This window comes from Bradyrhizobium sp. HKCCYLRH2060 (genome assembly GCF_051168135.1).
GTDB lineage: Bacteria > Pseudomonadota > Alphaproteobacteria > Rhizobiales > Xanthobacteraceae > Bradyrhizobium.
Map to the genome: position 1 here is coordinate 361,966 of NZ_JBNPUK010000004.1, position 19,864 is coordinate 381,829.

Genomic DNA, 19,864 nt, shown 5'->3' on the forward strand with positions numbered 1-19,864 from the left:
GCTGAACAGCCTCTCAAACGCGGATACCCAGGAGCCAAGCATGGCAAAGAAGAGTTCAGTCGAGAAGAACAACCGGCGCAAGCGGATGGCCAAGAACGCCGCCCCGAAGCGCGCCCGGTTGAAGGCGATCATCGCCGACAAGGAAAAGCCGATGGAGGAGCGCTTTGCCGCGACCCTGAAGCTGGCCGAGATGCCGCGCAATTCGTCGGCGACCCGCATCCGCAACCGGTGCGAGCTGACCGGCCGTCCGCGGTCGAACTATCGCAAGAACAAGCTGAGCCGCATCGCGTTGCGCGAGCTCGGGTCCAAGGGCCTGGTTCCGGGCCTCGTGAAGTCGAGCTGGTAAGGAGGATCGCACCATGTCAACGCACGATCCCATCAGCGATCTGATCACCCGCATCCGCAACGCGCAGATGCGCTCGAAGTCGAAGGTCTCGACTCCCGGCTCCAAGATGCGCGCCAGCGTGCTCGAGGTGCTGAAGTCCGAAGGCTACATCCGCGGCTATGCCACGCTGGAGCATCCGTCGGGCCGCAGCGAGATCGAGATCGAGCTGAAATATTTCGACGGCGAGCCCGTGATCCGCGAGATCGAGCGCGTCTCCAAGCCCGGCCGCCGCGTCTACACCTCGGTGAAGAACCTGCCGCGCGTGAACAACGGGCTCGGAATTTCTGTTTTGTCGACGCCGAAGGGAATCATGGCCGACCATAGCGCGCGTGACGCGAATGTCGGCGGTGAAGTTCTCTTCACGGTGTTCTAAGAAGGATTGAGCCATGTCACGTATTGGCAAGAAGCCTGTGGCGGTGCCGTCCGGAGTGACGGCCTCCGTCGACGGACAGACCGTCAAGATGAAGGGGCCGAAGGGCCAGCTTCAGTTCATCGTCCATGACGACGTGGACGTGAAGTTCGAGAACGGCCAGGTCAAGGTTGCTCCGCGCGCCGAGACCAAGCGCGCCCGGTCGCTGTACGGCACCGCGCGCGCCCAGATCGCCAACCTGGTCGAAGGCGTGACCAAGGGCTTCGAGAAGAAGCTCGAGATCACCGGCGTCGGCTACCGCGCCGCGATGCAGGGCAAGAACCTGCAGCTCGCGCTCGGCTACAGCCATGACGTCGTCTACCAGATCCCGGAGGGCATCACGATCGCGGTGCCGAAGCCGACCGAGATCACGGTCACGGGCATCGACCCGCAGCGCGTCGGCCAGGTGGCCGCCGAAATCCGCGCCTACCGGCCGCCGGAGCCCTACAAGGGCAAGGGCGTGAAGTACGCGGGTGAATTCATCTTCCGCAAGGAAGGCAAGAAGAAGTAACGGAGCCGGACATGTCGAGAGCAAAGGTTACGAATGCCCGGCGCAAGCAGCGCGTGAGGCTGTCGCTGCGCCGCTCCGCCGGCGGCCGTCCACGCCTGTCGGTGTTCCGTTCGTCGAAGCACATCTACGCTCAGGTCATCGACGATCAGAAGGGCGAGACGCTCGCCTCCGCGTCGTCGATGGAGAAGGAGATGCGCTCGGCCGGCAACACCGGTGCCGACATCGATGCGGCGAAGGCGGTGGGCAAGCTGCTCGCCGAGCGCGCGGTGAAGGCGGGGATCAAGGAAGTCGTGTTCGATCGCGGCGGCTATCTCTATCACGGTCGCGTCAAGGCCCTGGCCGACGCGGCGCGCGAGAGCGGGCTGAGCTTCTAACATCAATGGATATGGGCGCGAGAGCCCCTCAGAAGATTGGATAGCACCATGGCAGGTGAACGGGAACGAGGCGGTCGCGATCGCAAGGAGCGCGAGGAGCGCGACAGCGAGTTCGTCGACAAGCTCGTCCACATCAACCGAGTCGCGAAGGTCGTGAAGGGCGGTAAGCGCTTCGGCTTTGCGGCGCTCGTCGTGATCGGCGATCAGAAGGGCCGGGTCGGCTTCGGCCACGGCAAGGCACGCGAAGTGCCGGAGGCGATCCGCAAGGCGACGGACTCCGCCAAGCGCAACCTGACCCGCGTCGCGCTGCGCGAGGGCCGGACCCTGCACCACGACATCTTCGGTCGTCACGGTGCGGGCCGCGTCTATCTGCGTGCGGCTCCGGCCGGTACCGGCATCATCGCCGGCGGCCCGATGCGCGCCGTGTTCGAGACGCTGGGCATCCAGGACGTGGTGGCGAAGTCGATCGGCTCGTCCAACCCGTACAACATGGTGCGCGCGACCTTCAACGCGCTGAAGCACCAGGATTCACCGCGCTCGGTTGCCGCGCGCCGCAACATCAAGGTGTCGACCCTGCAGGCCCGCCGCGTCGGTGGCGATGCCGAGGCAGCTGCCGACTAACGAACGCGCGCCGCCTCTGGCCGGCGCATCTCGGAGTGAAGACCATGGCTAGCGCCAAGACGATCAAGATCGAGCAGATCGGCAGCCCGATCCGCCGGCATCACTCGCAGCGCGAGACGCTGATCGGGTTGAAGCTCAACAAGATCGGCCGCGTGACCGAGCTGCCGGATACGCCGGCGGTCCGCGGCATGATCACCAAGGTTCATCATCTCGTCCGCATCGTCGACGAGAAGTAAGGAGAAGGGCGATGAAGCTCAGCGATATCGCCGACAACGCCGGCGCGCGCAAGAAGCGCATGCGCGTCGGCCGCGGCATCGGCTCCGGCAAGGGCAAGACCTCGGGCCGTGGCGGCAAGGGCCAGACCGCGCGCTCCGGCGTGCGCATCAAGGGCTTCGAAGGCGGTCAGATGCCGATGCATCGCCGTCTGCCGAAGCGCGGCTTCAACAACATCTTCGCGCTCGATTTCGTCGAGATCAATCTCGACCGGATCCAGCAGGCGATCGATGCCAAGAAGCTCGATGCCGGCAGCGTGATCAACGCCGAGTCCCTCGTGAAGTCCGGTGCGCTGCGTCGCGCCAAGGACGGCGTGCGTCTGCTCGGCCGCGGCGAGCTCAAGGCCAAGATCAACATCGAGGTGCATGGTGCCTCGAAGTCGGCGATCGCGGCGGTCGAGAAGGCCGGCGGCACCGTCAAGCTCCTGGCGCCAGCCAAGGACGAAGGCGAGGCGGCGTAACATCTGCGTCATTGCCCTGCTGCCGGCTTGTGCTGGAGAGGGCAGGGCAATGGACAGAACGCGCTCGCGTACCAGATAATATCCGACGTCTGCCCAAGCCTCGCGAGCCCTCGCGGGGCTGATGCGGTCAAGAAGGGCGGCGGGAGAAAGCTAGACATGGCCTCAGCAGCGGAACAACTGGCGGCAAACCTCAATTTCGGCGCGCTCGCGAAGGCCGATGAGCTGAAGAAGCGCATTTGGTTCACCCTCGGCGCGCTGCTGGTCTACCGCCTCGGCACCTACATTCCGCTGCCCGGCATCGACCCGAACATCTGGGACTCGGTGTTCCGCACCCAGGCCGGCGGCATTCTCGGCATGTTCAACATGTTCGCCGGCGGCGGCATTCACCGCATGGCGATCTTCGCGCTGAACATCATGCCGTACATCTCGGCATCGATCATCATTCAGCTGCTCACCACCGTCTCGCCCCAGCTCGAAGCCCTCAAGAAAGAGGGGGAGGCTGGCCGCAAGATGCTGAACCAGTACACCCGCTATCTGACGGTGATCCTGGCTGCCGTGCAGTCCTACGGCATCGCCGTCGGCCTCGAAGGCGCCGGCAACGTCGTCGCCGATCCCGGCCTGTTCTTCCGCCTCTCGACCGCGATCACGCTGACCGGCGGCACCATGTTCCTGATGTGGCTCGGCGAGCAGATCACCTCGCGCGGCATCGGCAACGGCATCTCGCTGATCATCCTGTCCGGCATCGTCGCGGAGCTGCCCTCTGCACTCGCCAACATGCTGGAACTCGGCCGCCAGGGCGCGCTGTCGACCGGCCTGATCCTGATCGTCATCGTGATGGCGGTTGCCGTGATCGCCTTCATCGTGTTCGTGGAGCGCGCCCAGCGCCGGCTCCTGATCCAGTATCCGAAGCGCCAGGTCGGCAACAAGATGTTCGAGGGCCAGTCCTCGCATCTGCCGCTGAAGCTGAACACATCGGGCGTGATCCCGCCGATCTTCGCCTCGTCGCTGCTGCTGCTGCCGACCACGGTCGCCAATTTCAACGCCGGCAAGGGACCCGAGTGGTTCCAGTGGATCACCACCCAGCTCGGCCATGGCCGGCCGCTGTTCCTGGTGCTGTATCTGGCGCTGATTCTGTTCTTCGCCTTCTTCTACACCGCGATCGTGTTCAACCCGACCGAGACCGCCGACAATCTGAAGAAGCATGGCGGCTTCATCCCGGGCATCAGGCCGGGCGAGCGCACCGCGGAATATATCGATTACGTGCTGTCGCGGATCACCGTGCTCGGCGCCATCTATCTGGCGATCGTGTGTCTGATCCCGGAAATTCTGATTTCCTACGCTTCCGTCCCGTTCTACTTTGGTGGCACTTCGCTTCTGATCGTGGTCAGCGTTACGATGGATACCGTGGCGCAGGTTCAGGGTTATCTGCTCGCCCATCAGTATGAGGGGCTGATCAGGAAGTCGAAGTTGCGGGGGCGCCGCCGCGGATAGCGGCGGATCGCGGCCCGGGAACCACCAAGCCAAGAACAAGGTGTGCGGGAGGGTCGCTCACCGTGTGCCGGGGGGCGAAATTCGATGAGACTCATTCTTCTGGGGCCGCCCGGTTCGGGCAAGGGGACGCAGGCGCAGCGCCTGGTCCAGCAATACGGCATCGTTCAGCTGTCGACCGGCGACATGCTGCGCGCCGCGGTCGCCGCTCAGACGCCGATCGGGCTCAAGGCGAAGGACATCATGGCGGCGGGCGGTCTGGTGCCTGACGAGGTCGTGGTCGGCATCATCGCGGACCGGATCGAGCAGCCGGACGCTGCCAATGGCTTCATCCTTGACGGCTTCCCGCGCACGGTGCCGCAGGCGGAGGCGCTGGATGCGCTGCTGAAGCAGAAGCAGATGAAGCTCGACGCGGTGATCGAGCTCCGGGTCAATGAGGGCGTGCTGCTTGAGCGCGTCGAGCGCCGGGCCGCCGAGACCCGCGCGCGCGGCGAGGCTGTGCGGGCCGATGATACGCCGGAGGTCCTGACCAAGCGCCTGGCCAGCTACCGCGACCAGACCGAGCCTCTGATCCACTATTATTCGGACCACCGGATGCTGGCGACCGTCGACGGCATGATGCCGATCGAGCAGGTCACCGAGGAGATCGGACGGATCCTGGCCGCCGTCGGTAACACCGGCGGCAGCCGGGCGGCGAAGAAGGCGAGCCCGGCCAAGCGCAGTGCCAAGGCTGCGGGGAAGACCGCGCCGGCCAAATCGGCCAAGAAGGTCGCTAAAAAGGCTCCGAAGGCGCCTGCGCCGACGAAAAAGGCCGCAAAGACAGCCAAAAAGGGAGCAAAGGCGGCCCCCAAGAAAGCCTCCAAGGCCTCGAAGAAGGCTCCCAAGCCCGCTGCCAAGGCGGCCAAGGGAACCCGGAAAACCTCTGCAAAGGCTGCAAAAAAGCGCGCCAAGAGGTGATCGAATCTTGTAGGGGCGGTTGACGACCGCCGTGTGAATCCATTAATAAGCCCGCATCCAAGTCGGATGGTTTTCCAAAGATGCCGGGCCCCACGAATCGAGGGGTGGGCGTCTTGTTCGCGTTTGCGGACGCCTGCCCGAGATAGCGAGAACGAAGGCCGGTCCATCCTGGGATCGGTGACAGGAGAGAAGTCCGTGGCCCGTATTGCCGGTGTCAACATCCCGACCAACAAGCGCGTTCTGATCGCGCTCCAGTATATCCATGGCATCGGCCCGAAGATCGCGGGCGAGATCATTGACAAGGTCAAGATCGCCGAGGATCGTCGCGTCAACCAGCTGAGCGACCAGGAAGTCCTGCAGATCCGCGAAATCATCGACCGCGACTACGTCGTCGAGGGCGACCTGCGGCGCGAGACCGGCATCAACATCAAGCGTCTGATGGACCTCGGCTGCTATCGCGGCCTGCGCCATCGCCGCGGTCTGCCGGTGCGCGGCCAGCGCACCCACACCAATGCGCGCACGCGCAAGGGACCGGCCAAGGCGATTGCCGGCAAGAAGAAGTAATCTGGCGAACTGCTGATGGCGGGTGGCGGATAGGGGCGATCCCTATTCGCTACTCGCTATTCACCATTCGCCTTTCTGGTGTAGCCGCTGGCACTACGGCGGCGTTGAGATCTCGAGAAAGGTACTTATATGGCCAAGGAAGCCGCACGCGTCCGCCGTCGTGAGCGCAAGAACATCGCCTCCGGCGTCGCCCACGTGAATTCGTCGTTCAACAACACCACCATCACCATCACCGATGCGCAGGGCAACACTATTGCCTGGTCGTCGGCCGGCACGATGGGGTTCAAGGGATCGCGCAAGTCGACCCCGTATGCCGCGCAGGTCGCGGCGGAGGACGTGTCCAAGAAGGCTCAGGAACACGGCATGCGCACCCTCGAGGTCGAGGTTGCCGGCCCTGGCTCCGGCCGTGAATCGGCGCTCCGTGCGCTGCAGGCTGCGGGTTTCACCGTCACCTCGATCCGCGACGTGACGACGATCCCGCACAATGGTTGCCGCCCGCGCAAGCGTCGGCGCGTCTAATCTGAAAGAGGCGGACAGCATGTCCGCCTCGTCGTGCTTTTGAGACATTTCGACTGCCGCGATCTGAAGCGCGGTTCTCCAACGCCAGTCAGTCAGATCCCATGACTGGCCCATGGGTGAAACAGTGACGATCCAGAAGAATTGGCAAGAATTGATTCGGCCGAACAAGCTCCAGGTCACGCCGGGCTCCGACGCGACCCGTTTCGCCACCGTGGTTGCCGAGCCGCTGGAGCGCGGTTTCGGCCAGACGCTCGGCAATGCGCTGCGCCGCATCCTGCTGTCGTCGTTGCAGGGCGCCGCTGTGCAGTCGGTGCACATCGACGGCGTGCTGCACGAGTTCTCCTCGATCGCCGGTGTCCGCGAGGACGTCACCGACATCGTGCTGAACATCAAGGACATCGCGATCAAGATGCAGGGCGAAGGCCCGAAGCGGATGGTCGTGAAGAAGCAGGGTCCGGGCGCGGTCACCGCCGGCGACATCCAGACCGTCGGCGATATCGTCGTTCTGAACCCCGACCTGCAGCTCTGCACTCTGGACGAGGGCGCCGAGATCCGCATGGAGTTCACGGTCGCGACCGGCAAGGGCTATGTCGCCGCCGATCGTAACCGTCCCGAGGACGCGCCGATCGGCCTGATCCCGGTCGACAGCCTGTTCTCTCCGGTCCGCAAGGTCTCCTACAAGGTCGAGAACACCCGCGAGGGCCAGATCCTCGACTACGACAAGCTGACCATGACGATCGAGACCAACGGCGCGATCTCGCCGGAGGACGCGGTGGCCTATGCCGCGCGCATCCTGCAGGATCAGCTCAACGTGTTCGTCAACTTCGAAGAGCCGCGCAAGGAAGTCGCTCAGGAGATCATCCCGGACCTCGCCTTCAACCCGGCCTTCCTCAAGAAGGTGGACGAGCTTGAGCTGTCGGTGCGTTCGGCGAACTGCCTGAAGAACGACAACATCGTCTATATCGGCGACCTCGTGCAGAAGTCGGAAGCGGAAATGCTGCGCACCCCGAACTTCGGCCGCAAATCGCTGAACGAGATCAAGGAAGTGCTGGCCCAGATGGGTCTGCATCTCGGCATGGAAGTGCCCGGCTGGCCGCCGGAGAACATCGACGAGCTGGCCAAGCGCTTCGAGGATCACTACTGAGCGGCGGGCGGGTAGGGTCCTACCCGCCACCGTAACCACCCGGGCGAACGCAGGCAGCCCACCTGAGCAACATGTCCGACGAACCGTCGCGGCAGATTGAAATGAAGGACTAACACTATGCGTCACGGCAAGGTTCATCGGAAGCTCAACCGCACCGCCGAGCACCGCAAGGCGATGTTCGCTAACATGTGCGCCGCGCTGATCAAGCACGAGCAGATCGTCACCACGCTGCCGAAGGCCAAGGAGCTGCGGCCGATCGTCGAGAAGCTCGTCACCCTCGGCAAGAAGGGCGGACTCGCGCTGCGCCGTCAGGCGATCGCCGAGATGCGCGACGTCGACCAGGTCAAGAAGCTGTTCGACGTGCTGGCGCCCCGCTACAAGGACCGCAACGGCGGCTACACCCGCATCATCAAGGCCGGCTTCCGCTACGGCGACAACGCCGCGATGGCCGTGATCGAGTTCGTCGACCGCGACGTCGATGCCAAGGGGCAGGATTCCGGCCCGGTGCAGGAGACCTCGGAAGCCGCGTAAGCGGCGATCCGACCCGAGTTTTCAGAACGGCGCCTTCGGGCGCCGTTTTCGTTTGAGGGTGGTCGCTTCTAGGGTGGGCAAAGACGGGTCGACGCCGTCGCCTCGCACGTGCTCTTGGCGGCGCCGCGCCCGCCATCTCACCGAGAATTCGTCGATCGATGGTGGGCCCGCCGCCGCCTTCGGCGGCCGCTTTGCTCACCCTACGGAGGCCGCCGGCGGCATTTGCCCGCGCCATTCACCGTTCTTCTCGAGGATCAGCTCTGCGTTGCGTTGGCGCGACGACGCCCCACATCCGTTGCTTCAGCACAACGGAGAGCTGCTCATGCACATCGACCTCTCGGGAAAGACCGCCCTCGTCACGGGTTCGACCGCCGGCATCGGCTTTGCCATCGCCAAGGGGCTGGCCGCGGCCGGCGCGGAGGTCGTCATCAATGGTCGCAGCCAAGCCCGGGTCGACGAGACGGTCGCGAAGCTCAAGCAGCTTGTCCCGGCCGCCCGGCTGCGCGGCGTCGTCGGCGACGTCGCTCGGATCGACGGCTGCAATGCCATCGTCACCGCGCTCCCCGAGGTCGACATCCTCGTCAACAATGCCGGCATCTTCGAGCCCAAGGACTTCTTCGACATTCCCGACGAGGATTGGAGCCGCTTCTTCGAGACCAACGTGATGTCCGGCGTGCGCATGGCACGCGCCTACATGCAGGGCATGCTGAAGCGCAACTGGGGCCGCATCATCTTCATTTCCTCGGAGTCCGGGGTGAGCATTCCGACCGAGATGATCCACTACGGCACGACCAAGACCGCCCAACTCGCGATCTCGCGCGGGCTTGCCAAGCTGACCCGCGGCACCGGCGTCACAGTCAATGCCGTGCTTCCGGGTCCGACGATGTCGGAAGGCGTCGAGACCTTTGTGAGGGATCTCGCCCGCCAGAACGGCCAGTCGGAGGAGGAGGCGGCCTCGTCCTTCGTCAAGCAGCACCGGCCAGCCTCGCTGCTGCAGCGCTTCGCCAGCGTCGACGAGATCGCCAACATGGTCGTCTATGCCGCCTCGCAGCAGGCCTCTGCCACCAACGGAGCCGCGCTACGCGCCGAGGGCGGCATCCTCGACACCATCGCCTGAGGCCGGCCATGGCGGCTTACGTCATCTCCGAGGCCGAGGTTCGCGACGCCCAAGCGATGGAGCGCTACCGCATGCTCGCGGCGCGCTCGATCGCGCAGTATGGCGGGCGCTATCTGGTCCGCGGCGGGATCTCCGAGACGGTCGAAGGCGGTCCGCCGGCCAAGACCCTCATCATCGTCGAGTTCCCGTCGATGGCCCGGCTGCGCGAATGGTATGCGTCGGCCGAATACGCCGACGCCCTGGGCGAGCGCGGGAAGGCGCTGGACCGCCGGCTGATTTTCGTCGAGGGTGCTGCACCTGCGTAGAGAACGGACTCCGTTGCGCCCATGCTGACCATCACCCCCCGCCGCAAGCGTTGGCTCAAGCTGACCTCGGCGCGCTGGCAGCGGCGGGTGCTGTTCGTGGCCGGCGGCCTGGTGGTGGGCGCGGCGGCCGTGGCCCTGGCGGAGCTCGCCGACCTGGCCCAGCTCGCCTTCAACTGGCTGCTGTCGAAATCACGCTACGCCTCACTGATCGTGACGCCCGCCGGCTTCGCGCTGTCGGTCTACCTGACCCAGCGCTTCTTCCCGAACGCGCAAGGCAGCGGCATCCCTCAGGCGATCGCCGCTCGGCACCTGACCGACACGAGCGCGCGCAGCCCGCTGGTGTCGATCCGCATCGCCATCGGCAAGGTGCTCTTGACCCTGCTGGGGCTGCTGTGCGGCGGCTCGGTCGGCCGCGAGGGCCCGACAGTGCAGGTCGGCGCCTCCATCATGTTCGCGCTCGGCCGGCTATCGCCGCGGCGGCAGCCGGGCTTGATCCTGGCCGGCGCCGCCGCGGGGGTCGCGGCCGCCTTCAACACACCGCTCGCCGGCATCGTGTTCGGCATCGAGGAGATGAGTCGTGCCTTCGAGACGCGGACCTCGAGCCTCATCATCGCCACCGTGATCGCCGCGGGCCTGACCTCGCTGGCCCTGATGGGCAATTACGCCTATTTCGGCACGACGCCGATCGCGCTCGGCAAGGGCATCGACTGGCTGGCGGTGCCCGTCTGCGGGGTCCTGGGCGGCGCCGCCGGCGGCCTGTTCAGCCGCATCCTGATCACCATGGCGCGCGGACTGCCCGGCGCTGGCGGCCGCCTCATCAAACGCCACCCGCTGCCGTTCGCGCTCGCCTGCGGCTTTGCCGTCGCGCTGTGCGGGCTGGCCTCGGGCGATACGGTCTACGGCACCGGCTATGCACAGGTGAAAGGCGCGCTGGAGACCGGCACGCCGCTGCCGAGCGATTTCGGCGTGCTGAAATTCCTCGCCACCACCTTTGCCGCGATCAGCGGCATTCCCGGCGGCATCTTCGCGCCGTCGCTGGCGGTCGGGGCGGGCATCGGCGCCAACGTCGCCAGCCTGTTCCAGCAGTCGCCGCTGGCGCCGATCATGCTGCTCGGCATGGTCGCCTATTTCGCGGGCGTGGTGCAGGCGCCGATCACCGCCTTCGTCATCGTCACCGAGATGACCGACAACCACGCCATGGTGGTGCCGCTGATGATGGCGTCGCTGATCGCCTACGGCACCTCGCGCCTGATCTGCGAGGAGGGGCTCTATCACGCGCTTGCCAAGGGCTTCGTCGCCAGAGCTGAGACGAAGGCTGAGGCAGCGCAGGAGCCGAAGCAGGTTGCCGCGCCATCCTGACCCCAGCGCTCAAGCAGCGGTTCGGAGCGCGCCGATAGCCGGCGTCGGTTCAATCGCTTGATGGCAGATCCTGAGATCTGCCATCGGCTCGAAACGGCGGCGGCCCCGTTGCCGGCACCGCCGCACAAGCGTCGTCGATCTACTTCCTGAACGGATCCGGCCGCATCAGGAGCCGGCCGGAGATCGAGTTCGGCACCTCGTAGGGCGAGCCGATCGACAGCACGTGGCTGAGCGCGATCAGCCGGTTCGGCAGCTTGGCCGGCGGCGGCGTCTGGAACGAATAGGACGTCGGGTTGTGGCACAGGAAGCAGTTCAGCACGTTCTTGATCGGCGTGTTGTCGGCGTTCTGCACGAAGGTCTCGGCGGTGGCGTTGGCGAGATTGACCGAGCCGACGGCGCTGGTCTGGTTGCTGTTCAGATTGTACGAGTTGGGGAGCATCCAGACGGTGCCGTCGAGGGCGTAGCTCGCGAACGTCGATTGCGGGCCCTTCAGGCTGGAGAGAAAGCCCTGGGCTTGCGCCGTGATCGCGAAGATGTTGCCGACGCCGTTGGGCTGGTTCTCGCCGCCGGTCTGGTTCTCGAGCACGACGTTGGTCACCGGCGTCAGCTTCTGGGTCGCCGGATCGAGCCGCAGTTGCGGCCGGTTGGCGCCGGGTGATGCTGCGATGTTGACCTGCGAGAACGGCGTGCCGCCCTTGTAGAGCGTATAGCTCTTCGGATCCGAGCGGCTTGCCGAGGGCGCGAAGGTGTTGTCCGGCGTCTGCGGCGAGTTGTTCTTCAGCTCGAACGTGCCCCACAGGAATTCAGGGTGGTTCTCGGTGTAGCCGACGACGTGCAGGCCGACCAGCGCCACCGTCACCGTGACGAATTTGCCGGGCGCCGGCCGGATCGTGATCAGGCCGGGGGTGACGTTGTTCTCCAGCACCGGCACCTGTGCCTGGGTCGTATAGGCGCCCGCGGGCGGCGCCTGGCCGGGGTCGAGCCGCAGCCACGTCGCCTTGAACACTGCATCGCCCACGGCAAAGGAGGAATCTGCCGGCTGGCTCTGGTAGCCGCCGGTCGCGATCAGGTTCTTGCGCGCGGTGTTGAAATAGCTCTGGTTCATGTGAACCGAGGCGTAGACGGGATAGCCGTTCTGCGCGACCAGCATGTTGCCGTCGGCTTCGACGATGGCGCCGGCGCCTTCGGTGAAGCCGGCCATGCCGTGGAAGACCTGGGCACGGGCCGCCAAGGTCAGCGGGCGCGGCCGTGGGGCGCCGGCATTCTCGGCGTTGTTGAGCAACTCGTCGGGCGTCGCCAAGGTCATGAACCGCGGCACGGCGGCGCCGGAGCCCGAATCCTTCACCAGAGCCGTCGCCCAGACGAACGCCTCCCACGACCATTGATGGAAATTGCAGTCCGGCGTCGGGATGGTCTTGGTGTCGGAGGTGGGGAAGGCGGCGTCCGGCTTGAGATAACTGCCAAGTCCCTCCGACCAGCCGAAGGCCGGGCAGTTCTTCGCCGGCGGAGGCGGGGCGGCGCTCGCAGGGCTGAGGGCGCCGGCAAGGCCGCTTGCGGTGACGGTCGTCGCGAAAGTGAGCATGAGCCACTGAATCGTTCTCATGGCCGGTCTCCATGGATGTGCGCGCTGGGATGGGCTGTTGGTCTCGCCGCCATGCGTCGCCAATGATTGTTAAAAATGATTCATTCAAAAATAGTGCGCGGCGAACATGCACCCAAAGGTGAGATTTGCAAGACCGGCAGCTCACGCAAGCCGCAATTTTTTTGCGGAGGCCCCCGCGGTGTGACATGCGGCTCCACCCGACGATCGATCACTGCAGCATTCGTCGTCATCGGACGACACGGCCGCGTGTGAGCCCGGGCACGGTCGACACGGCCGATCGCGCGCATCCTGGCGGCCGTTCGCTGGACGAGTGCGGACAATGACGTCTTCACGCCGGTGGACGACAACCACAGGAGAGTGAAATGAAGTCCATCATGGCCGCTGTGTTGCTGCTCGCGCTGACGTCGGGCGCAAGCCTTGCGGGCACGCCGCTGATCGATGCGCGTCAGCGCAACCAGTCACATCGCATCTACAATGGCATCGTGAGCGGGCGGCTGACCTATCCGGAGGCGCAGCAGCTCGTCCGCGGCCAGATCCACGTGCAGAAGCTGGAAAACAAGGCCAAGGCCGACGGCATGGTGACGCCGTTCGAGCGTGCACGCATCAACGTCGCGCAATCCGTGCAGGGCGCGCGCATCTTCTGGAAGAAGCATAATTAGCCGCGCACGGCAGCTCGCTGGGGGCAGAGCGCCGCTTCGGCGGCGCTTTGCCAACCACATGTGATGCGGCGGCACCGCCGCTTACACCAGCGCGGCCGCGACGCCGGCAATGGCGCTGAACGTCACCACGACGAGCGGCGGCGCGCGCCAGGCGACCAAGAGGACGAAACCGACCAGCGCGATGCCAAAATCTGCCGCGTTATGGACGGTTGTTGTCCAGACCGGGTTGTACAGGGCTGCTCCCAGCACACCGACGACCGCAGCGTTGACACCCCGCATCATGGCCTGGGCGCCGGCGCGCTTGCGGAACGAGTCCCAGAACGGCAGCGCGGCGAGCAGGACCAGCATGCCCGGAAGGAAGATTCCGAGGAGACCGAGCGCGGCCCCGATGATCCCATGCGGCTCCGGAGCGACCACGGTGCCGAGATAGGCGGCGAAGGTGAAGAGCGGGCCCGGGACGGCCTGCGCTGCACCGTAGCCGGCGAGAAAGGCGTCGTCGCTCAGCCAGCCTGGTCCGACGAAGGCTTCGCGCAACAGCGGCAGCACCACATGTCCACCGCCGAACACGAGCGCGCCGGAGCGATAGAACGCGTCGAACAAGGCAAGCGGCGTCGATCCCGTTGAGCCGCGCAGCAGCGGAAGTCCCGCCAACAGGACGACGAACAGCACGAGCGCCATGAACCCCACGCTCCGCGACACCGGGATCGCGACGTGTCCCGACGGCGCCGCCTCGCCGCGGCACAGCCAGAGGCCGGCGAGTCCGCCGAGCACGATGGCCCCGATCTGCGCGGCCGAGGCCGAACTGAGCAGAATGATCAACGTTGCGGCGACCGCGATCGAGGCGCGCGTGCGATCGGGACAGAGCGTGCGCGCCATGCCCCAGACCGCCTGTGCGACGATGGCGACTGCGGTCAGCTTCAGCCCGTGCAGCAGGCCGCTGCCGATCGGTCCATTCAATCGGCCCGCACCATAGGCGAACAGGATGAGCACGGCGGCCGACGGCAAAGTGAAGCCGGTCCAGGCCGCGAGCGCACCGAGATAGCCGGCGCGCATCAGCCCGATGGAGAAGCCGACCTGGCTGCTGGCGGGACCGGGCAGGAACTGGCACAGCCCGACCAGATCGGCATAGGCATGCTCGTCGATCCATTTTCGCCTGACGACGAACTCGTCGCGGAAATAGCCGATATGGGCAATCGGCCCGCCGAAGCAGGCGAGGCCGAGCTTGAGGAAGATGCTGAGGACCTCGAGCGGCGATCCGCTGCGCGGGCCGTGATCGGCGGACGAATGGGTCTCTTGCTCGAGGCTGCTCACGGACGCCGTTCCAGATGCGAATGTCACGCTTCGTTAAAGGAGATCGGCCCGGCCGGCCAGTCCTCGCCCATCATGGCCTCGCAGCCCTCCGAATTATCGAATGCAGGGCGAATATGCAGCCCCTACATGCCGCGCTATGATCCATGATCAAGATCTGCCTGGAGGTTTCTTGTTTCCGGACCCTTCCATCAAATGGCGTCCTTACCCTTCGATGATCGACGGCATCGAACGACCGCCTGCGGTCTTCGATCAAGGTCTCTGGCGCGGCGTGCTTCACCTGATCGTCGTGGCATCGCCGCCCGGTTTGCGCGCCTACGGCATCGAGATCGCGTGCCAGATCTATGCCGGGTTCGAAGAGGTCGCTTACGCGGTGTCGGCGCATGGCGCCGACACCGTCGTGTACGACGGCGGCGTCTATATCAAGGAGGCCGAGCAATCGGCCTTGTTGAATGCCTATGAGGCGATCGATCCGGTCGGCCGTCGACCCCGGCATTTCAGTTTCGTCGGCAGTGAGTACTGCTACGAGGCGCTCGGCTTTTCCGAGCCGGTGATCAGGGCGTTCAGCACTCCCGATGAGGCCTACGCTTGGGGACCAGCGCGGCAATGAGCGACCGGACGCCGTTGCCGCTTCGCTCTCAATGACGGAAAGCTATGAAGCGCGGGCTTGTTAGTTGAGGGTGGCGGTGCCGTAGGTGGGCAAAGCAGCCGCCGTCAGGCGGCAGCGTGCCACCGTCCGTCAGCGAGTGCACCGGCGAGATGGTGGGCACGGCGCCACCGCGACCTCGAACGTGGAGAGACCTGAGCCACGCCTTTGCCCACCCTATGAGCGCTATTACTTAACTCCACCCCTCCAGCACGATCTTGCCGCGTGACTTATTGCTCTCGATCAGCGCATGGGCGCGCTTGAGGTTGGCGGCGTTGATGGTGCCGTAGTTGTCGCCGAGGGTGGTGCGGATCACGCCCTTGTCGATGAGATCAGAGACATCGTTGAGCAGGTTGTGCTGCGCGATGATATCGGGCGTCGTGAACGAGGAGCGCGTGAACATCGATTCCCAGTGGATCGAGATCGCCTTGCCCTTGAAGGCTGCGAGTGAGAACTCGGCGGGATCGTCGATCAGGCCGAACTTGCCCTGCGGCGCCATGAAGTCGGCGATCGCCTTGTAGTGCTGGTCGGTGTGGGTGAGGCTCGCGATGAGGCTGACCGGCGGCAGCTTCAGTGCGTCGATCTGCGCCTTCATCGGCTTGCCATGGTCGATCACGGCGTGGGCGCCGAGCTTCAGGCACCAGTCGCGCGACTCGGGCCGGGTGGCGGTGGCGAGCACGGTCAGGCCGGTGAGGCGGCGCGACAGCTGGATCAGGATCGAGCCGACGCCGCCGGCGGCGCCCGTGATCAGCAAGGTGCGGTCATCGAGGCTCTTGCCGGGGACGGCGCCGAGCCGGTCGAACAGCAGCTCCCACGCGGTGATCGAGGTCAGGGGCAGGGCGGCGGCCTCGGCGAACGACAGGCTCTTCGGCTTGCGACCGACGATGCGCTCGTCGACCAGATGGAATTCGGCATTGGTGCCCTGGCGCAGGATCGAGCCGGCGTAGAACACCTCGTCACCGGGCTTGAACAGGCTCACGTCCGGGCCGACAGCCTCGACCACGCCAGCGGCGTCATAGCCCAGGATCTTGGTTTCGCCGGCGGGCGGTGCGGCGCGCTTGCGCACCTTGGTGTCGACCGGATTGACCGACACCGCCTTCACTGCGACGCGGATGTCGCGTCCCTTCGGCTCGGGTTTGGCGGTCTCGAAGTCGAACAGCGCGCGGTCCTCGGTGATGGGGAGCGACTGCTGGTATCCGACGGCCTTCATGAACAACCTCCTGGTTGGCTTGGCGATAGGATCTGTTTGTCCTTCTGGCGTCATTTCAGCAAGTACTGTAAAAATGGGGAACTAGTCCCCGTTTGGATACTATTGGGCCAAAACGCGATGAAACGGAAGAATTTCACCCGCCGTCCGGGCTGCGCGGTCGAAGCCACGCTCGATCTGATCGACGGCAAGTGGAAGGGCGTGATCCTCTACCACCTGCAGGGCGGCAGCCGGCGCTTCGGCGAGCTGCGCCGCCTGATGCCCGGCATCACCCAGCGCATGCTGACCAAGCAGCTGCGGGCGCTCGAGGACGACGGGCTGGTGGTTCGCAAGGTCTATGCCGAGGTGCCGCCGCGGGTGGACTATACCCTGTCCGAGGTCGGCGAGAGCCTGCGGCCGGTGATCGAGGTCCTCAGGAGCTGGGGCGAGCGGCACCAGGAGCGGCTGTCCTGCGGCCCCGTTGCAGAGACCATCAAAACGCCGCATCAGGCCGCCTGAGCTTGGCCGCGGCGGCCGTTCCGCCTATATCCAAGCCGTCATTTTCCCAGGATTGTTCGCATGACGTTGATTCGCTCCACACTGGTCCTGCTGCTGTCTCTGCTGGCAGCCACTCCGCTCGCGGCGCAGGACCGGCGCGTGCCGCAGTCCGCGGCCGAGCTGCGGCTGTCCTATGCGCCGATCGTGCAGCGCGTGCAGCCGGCGGTCGTCAACGTCTATGCCGCCAAGGTGGTGCAGAACCGCAATCCCTTTCTCGACGATCCGATCTTCCGCCGCTTCTTCGGCCTGCAGGGCGGGCCGCAGGAGCAGATGCAGCGCTCGCTCGGCTCGGGCGTGATGATCGATGCGTCCGGTCTCGTCGTCACCAACGTGCACGTGATCGAGGGCGCCGACGAGGTGAAGGTCTCGCTCGCCGACAAGCGCGAGTTCGAAGCCGAGATCGTGCTGAAGGACAGCCGCACTGATCTGGCCGTGCTCAAGCTGAAGGGCACCAAGGAGCAGTTTCCGACGCTCGACCTCGCCAACTCCGATGATCTCCTGGTCGGCGACGTCGTGCTGGCGATCGGCAATCCCTTCGGCGTCGGCCAGACCGTGACCCACGGCATCGTGTCGGCGCTGGCGCGCACGCAGGTCGGGATCACCGACTATCAGTTCTTCATCCAGACCGATGCCGCGATCAATCCCGGCAATTCCGGCGGCGCGCTGGTGGACATGACCGGACGTCTCGTCGGCATCAACACCGCGATCTATTCCAAGTCCGGCGGCTCGCAGGGCATCGGCTTCGCGATCCCTGCCAACATGGTGCGCGTGGTCGTGGCTTCGGCGAAGAGCGGCGGCAAGGCGGTGAAGCGCCCGTGGCTCGGCGCGCGGCTGCAGGCGGTGACGCCCGAGATCGCCGAGAGCCTCGGCCTGCGCTCGCCGACCGGCGCGCTGGTCGCCTCCGTGGTCGCGAACAGCCCGGCGGCAAAGGCGGGCATCAAGTCGTCGGACCTGATCGTGTCGATCGACGGCCAGACCGTCGATGATCCGAACGCGTTCGACTATCGCTTCGCGACCCGGCCGCTCGGCGGCACGGCGCAGATCGAGCTGCAGCGCGGCGGCAAGCCGGTGAAGGTCGCGGTCGCGCTGGAGACCGCGCCGGACACCGGACGCAACGAGATGGTGATCAACGGCCGCTCGCCGTTCCAGGGCGCCAAGGTCGCCAACATCTCTCCGGCGGTCGCCGATGAGCTGCATCTCGATGCCGACACCGAGGGCGTGGTCGTGCTCGAGCCGGGCGACGGCACCACCGCGGCCAATGTCGGCTTCCAGAAGGGCGACGTGATCATGGCCGTGAACAACCAGAAGATCGCCAAGACCGCCGACCTCGACAAGGCGTCGCGCGAGGCCGCGCGCATCTGGCGCATCACCGTGCTGCGCGGCGGCCAGCAGATCAACGTCACGCTCGGCGGATGAGCCCGAAGCGTCCCCAGCAGGGAGGCCCGAGCCTCTTCGCCGCGGCGGGGATGGAGCACGATGCGCCGCGGCCGCTGCCGGAGCGGCTGCGCCCGCACAAATTGTCCGACGTCGTCGGGCAGGACCACATCCTCGGTCCCGACGGCGCGCTGACGCGCATGCTGGAGACGCGCACGCTAGGCTCGCTGATCTTCTGGGGCCCTCCTGGCACCGGCAAGACCACGGTGGCGCGGCTGCTGGCCGATGCTACCGAGCTGCATTTCGAGCAGATCTCGGCGGTGTTCTCCGGCGTCGCCGACCTGAAGAAAGTCTTCGACGCCGCGCGCGCGCGACGCGAGACCGGGCAGGGCACGCTGCTGTTCGTCGACGAGGTGCATCGCTTCAACCGCGCGCAGCAGGACTCTTTCCTGCCGGTGATGGAGGACGGCACCGTCGTGCTGGTCGGCGCCACCACCGAGAATCCGTCGTTCGAGCTCAACGCCGCTTTGTTGTCGCGTTCGCGCGTGCTGGTGTTCCACTCGCTCGATGCCGCCGCGATCGAGAAGCTCTACAGCAACGCGGAAGCCGCCGAGGGCCGCAAGCTGCCGCTTGACGACGAGGCGCGCGCCGTGCTGATCCGCATGGCCGACGGCGACGGCCGCGCCGCACTGACGCTCGCCGAGGAAGTCTGGCGCTCGGCGCGCAAGGACGAGATCTTCAACGCGGTGCAGTTGCAGGACATCCTGCAGCGCCGTGCGCCGATCTACGACAAATCGGCCGACGGCCACTACAACCTGATCTCGGCCCTGCACAAATCGGTGCGCGGCTCCGATCCGGATGCGGCGCTGTACTACTTCGCCCGCATGCTCGACGCCGGCGAGGATCCGCTGTTCCTTGCTCGCCGCATCGTTCGGATGGCGGTGGAGGACATCGGCCTCGCCGATCCCCAGGCGCTGGTGATCGCCAACGCCGCCAAGGACGCCTATGATTTCCTGGGCTCTCCCGAGGGCGAGCTCGCGATCGCGCAGGCCGTGATCTACGTCGCGACCGCGCCAAAATCGAACGCCGCCTACAAGGCGTTCGGCGCCGCCAAGCGCGTGGCGAAGGAGGGCGGCTCGCTGCTGCCGCCAAAGCACATCTTGAACGCGCCGACTAAGCTGATGCAGGGCGAAGGCTACGGCGCGGGCTATCAGTACGACCACGATGCGCCGGACGCGTTTTCGGGCCAGGACTACTTCCCCGACGCCCTCGGCCGCCAGCAGTTCTACGATCCCCCCGAGCGCGGCTTCGAGCGCGAGATCAGGAAGCGGCTGGATTATTGGGCCAAGCTGCGGAAGGAGCGGGGTGGGTAGGAGCCCCGACGCCGCTCGTTCTGTCACCGCGTGTCGCGCTGCTTATGTTGCGTCATGCTCTCTCCACGTCATTGCGAGCGCAGTGTTCAGCCCGGGGACATGGCTGACAGGTGTTCGGAGACATGGTTGACACCTCAAAA

24 protein-coding genes are annotated in these 19,864 nt (G+C 65.7%); 21 read left to right on the forward strand and 3 right to left on the reverse strand.

What is annotated here, in order from left to right; all coding sequences use genetic code 11:
- Positions 1 to 40 precede the first annotated feature (40 nt).
- From rpsN to ACQR10_RS12520, 16 genes are all read left to right on the forward strand, one after another.
- On the forward strand, positions 41 to 346 hold the full coding sequence (rpsN, locus tag ACQR10_RS12445; protein ID WP_315800970.1) for a 30S ribosomal protein S14: 306 nt from the start codon (positions 41 to 43) through the stop codon (positions 344 to 346).
- 13 nt (positions 347 to 359) lie between these two features.
- Positions 360 to 758 (forward strand): 30S ribosomal protein S8, encoded by a 399-nt coding sequence (gene rpsH / locus ACQR10_RS12450; protein ID WP_315714559.1) that lies wholly within the window; start codon positions 360 to 362, stop codon positions 756 to 758.
- 13 nt (positions 759 to 771) lie between these two features.
- Positions 772 to 1,305 (forward strand): 50S ribosomal protein L6, encoded by a 534-nt coding sequence (gene rplF, locus ACQR10_RS12455; protein ID WP_172108074.1) that lies wholly within the window; start codon positions 772 to 774, stop codon positions 1,303 to 1,305.
- Between the two features lie 11 nt (positions 1,306 to 1,316).
- Complete coding sequence (gene rplR, locus ACQR10_RS12460) at positions 1,317 to 1,679, forward strand: 50S ribosomal protein L18 (protein ID WP_006611854.1); 363 nt, start codon at positions 1,317 to 1,319, stop codon at positions 1,677 to 1,679.
- A gap of 48 nt (positions 1,680 to 1,727) precedes the next feature.
- A complete protein-coding gene (rpsE, locus tag ACQR10_RS12465) occupies positions 1,728 to 2,300 on the forward strand; it encodes a 30S ribosomal protein S5 (protein WP_006611855.1) in 573 nt (190 codons plus the stop codon).
- 44 nt (positions 2,301 to 2,344) lie between these two features.
- Positions 2,345 to 2,536 (forward strand): 50S ribosomal protein L30, encoded by a 192-nt coding sequence (rpmD, locus tag ACQR10_RS12470; RefSeq protein WP_006611856.1) that lies wholly within the window; start codon positions 2,345 to 2,347, stop codon positions 2,534 to 2,536.
- An 11-nt stretch (positions 2,537 to 2,547) separates the two neighbouring features.
- Positions 2,548 to 3,033 (forward strand): 50S ribosomal protein L15, encoded by a 486-nt coding sequence (rplO, locus tag ACQR10_RS12475; protein ID WP_009031841.1) that lies wholly within the window; start codon positions 2,548 to 2,550, stop codon positions 3,031 to 3,033.
- A 156-nt stretch (positions 3,034 to 3,189) separates the two neighbouring features.
- On the forward strand, positions 3,190 to 4,524 hold the full coding sequence (gene secY / locus ACQR10_RS12480) for a preprotein translocase subunit SecY (RefSeq protein WP_315714557.1): 1,335 nt from the start codon (positions 3,190 to 3,192) through the stop codon (positions 4,522 to 4,524).
- Between the two features lie 84 nt (positions 4,525 to 4,608).
- The gene (locus ACQR10_RS12485; RefSeq protein WP_434838348.1) at positions 4,609 to 5,478 is read left to right on the forward strand and encodes an adenylate kinase; all 870 of its coding nucleotides are present in this window, start codon (positions 4,609 to 4,611) and stop codon (positions 5,476 to 5,478) included.
- 195 nt (positions 5,479 to 5,673) lie between these two features.
- Positions 5,674 to 6,042: a 30S ribosomal protein S13 gene (gene rpsM / locus ACQR10_RS12490; protein WP_315714555.1), complete on the forward strand. Its 369-nt coding sequence runs from the start codon at positions 5,674 to 5,676 to the stop codon at positions 6,040 to 6,042.
- Between the two features lie 129 nt (positions 6,043 to 6,171).
- Positions 6,172 to 6,561, forward strand: coding sequence for a 30S ribosomal protein S11 (rpsK, locus tag ACQR10_RS12495; protein WP_006611861.1), 390 nt, complete (start codon positions 6,172 to 6,174; stop codon positions 6,559 to 6,561).
- Between the two features lie 112 nt (positions 6,562 to 6,673).
- A complete protein-coding gene (locus ACQR10_RS12500; protein ID WP_315800968.1) occupies positions 6,674 to 7,705 on the forward strand; it encodes a DNA-directed RNA polymerase subunit alpha in 1,032 nt (343 codons plus the stop codon).
- 117 nt (positions 7,706 to 7,822) lie between these two features.
- Entirely contained in the window at positions 7,823 to 8,236 is a 414-nt protein-coding gene (gene rplQ, locus ACQR10_RS12505; RefSeq protein ID WP_006611863.1) for a 50S ribosomal protein L17, read from the forward strand.
- A gap of 322 nt (positions 8,237 to 8,558) precedes the next feature.
- Positions 8,559 to 9,353: an SDR family NAD(P)-dependent oxidoreductase gene (locus ACQR10_RS12510; RefSeq protein ID WP_434838347.1), complete on the forward strand. Its 795-nt coding sequence runs from the start codon at positions 8,559 to 8,561 to the stop codon at positions 9,351 to 9,353.
- Positions 9,354 to 9,361: 8 nt separating this feature from the next.
- Positions 9,362 to 9,658: a DUF1330 domain-containing protein gene (locus tag ACQR10_RS12515; protein WP_316216042.1), complete on the forward strand. Its 297-nt coding sequence runs from the start codon at positions 9,362 to 9,364 to the stop codon at positions 9,656 to 9,658.
- Positions 9,659 to 9,679: 21 nt separating this feature from the next.
- Complete coding sequence (locus tag ACQR10_RS12520) at positions 9,680 to 11,017, forward strand: chloride channel protein (RefSeq protein WP_315800965.1); 1,338 nt, start codon at positions 9,680 to 9,682, stop codon at positions 11,015 to 11,017.
- A gap of 139 nt (positions 11,018 to 11,156) precedes the next feature.
- Here the strand turns inward: ACQR10_RS12520 and ACQR10_RS12525 are convergent, their stop codons facing one another.
- Entirely contained in the window at positions 11,157 to 12,620 is a 1,464-nt protein-coding gene (locus ACQR10_RS12525; protein ID WP_316216043.1) for a hypothetical protein, read from the reverse strand.
- 362 nt (positions 12,621 to 12,982) lie between these two features.
- Here ACQR10_RS12525 and ACQR10_RS12530 point away from each other — a divergent pair, with 362 nt between their 5' ends.
- Positions 12,983 to 13,279 (forward strand): hypothetical protein, encoded by a 297-nt coding sequence (locus ACQR10_RS12530; protein ID WP_316216044.1) that lies wholly within the window; start codon positions 12,983 to 12,985, stop codon positions 13,277 to 13,279.
- Positions 13,280 to 13,360: 81 nt separating this feature from the next.
- Here ACQR10_RS12530 and chrA read toward each other — a convergent pair whose 3' ends face one another.
- Positions 13,361 to 14,590 (reverse strand): chromate efflux transporter, encoded by a 1,230-nt coding sequence (chrA, locus tag ACQR10_RS12535; protein WP_316216045.1) that lies wholly within the window; start codon positions 14,588 to 14,590, stop codon positions 13,361 to 13,363.
- A 211-nt stretch (positions 14,591 to 14,801) separates the two neighbouring features.
- Here chrA and ACQR10_RS12540 point away from each other — a divergent pair, with 211 nt between their 5' ends.
- Entirely contained in the window at positions 14,802 to 15,197 is a 396-nt protein-coding gene (locus ACQR10_RS12540; RefSeq protein WP_316177125.1) for a hypothetical protein, read from the forward strand.
- 229 nt (positions 15,198 to 15,426) lie between these two features.
- Here ACQR10_RS12540 and ACQR10_RS12545 read toward each other — a convergent pair whose 3' ends face one another.
- A complete protein-coding gene (locus tag ACQR10_RS12545; RefSeq protein ID WP_315800960.1) occupies positions 15,427 to 16,443 on the reverse strand; it encodes a zinc-binding alcohol dehydrogenase family protein in 1,017 nt (338 codons plus the stop codon).
- A 117-nt stretch (positions 16,444 to 16,560) separates the two neighbouring features.
- On the opposite strand from ACQR10_RS12545, the gene ACQR10_RS12550 reads away from it, so the two are divergent.
- From ACQR10_RS12550 to ACQR10_RS12560, 3 genes are read left to right on the forward strand one after another with little or no spacing between them, the layout of a single operon-like run.
- Positions 16,561 to 16,938, forward strand: coding sequence for a winged helix-turn-helix transcriptional regulator (locus ACQR10_RS12550; RefSeq protein WP_315800959.1), 378 nt, complete (start codon positions 16,561 to 16,563; stop codon positions 16,936 to 16,938).
- Between the two features lie 60 nt (positions 16,939 to 16,998).
- On the forward strand, positions 16,999 to 18,393 hold the full coding sequence (locus tag ACQR10_RS12555) for a DegQ family serine endoprotease (RefSeq protein ID WP_315800958.1): 1,395 nt from the start codon (positions 16,999 to 17,001) through the stop codon (positions 18,391 to 18,393).
- Positions 18,390 to 19,724 carry a replication-associated recombination protein A gene (locus ACQR10_RS12560; protein WP_315800957.1) on the forward strand — a complete coding sequence of 445 codons (1,335 nt, stop codon included), beginning with the start codon at positions 18,390 to 18,392 and terminating at the stop codon, positions 19,722 to 19,724. Before ACQR10_RS12555 ends, ACQR10_RS12560 begins: the two co-directional genes overlap by 4 nt.
- The last annotated feature ends 140 nt before the right edge of the window (positions 19,725 to 19,864 follow it).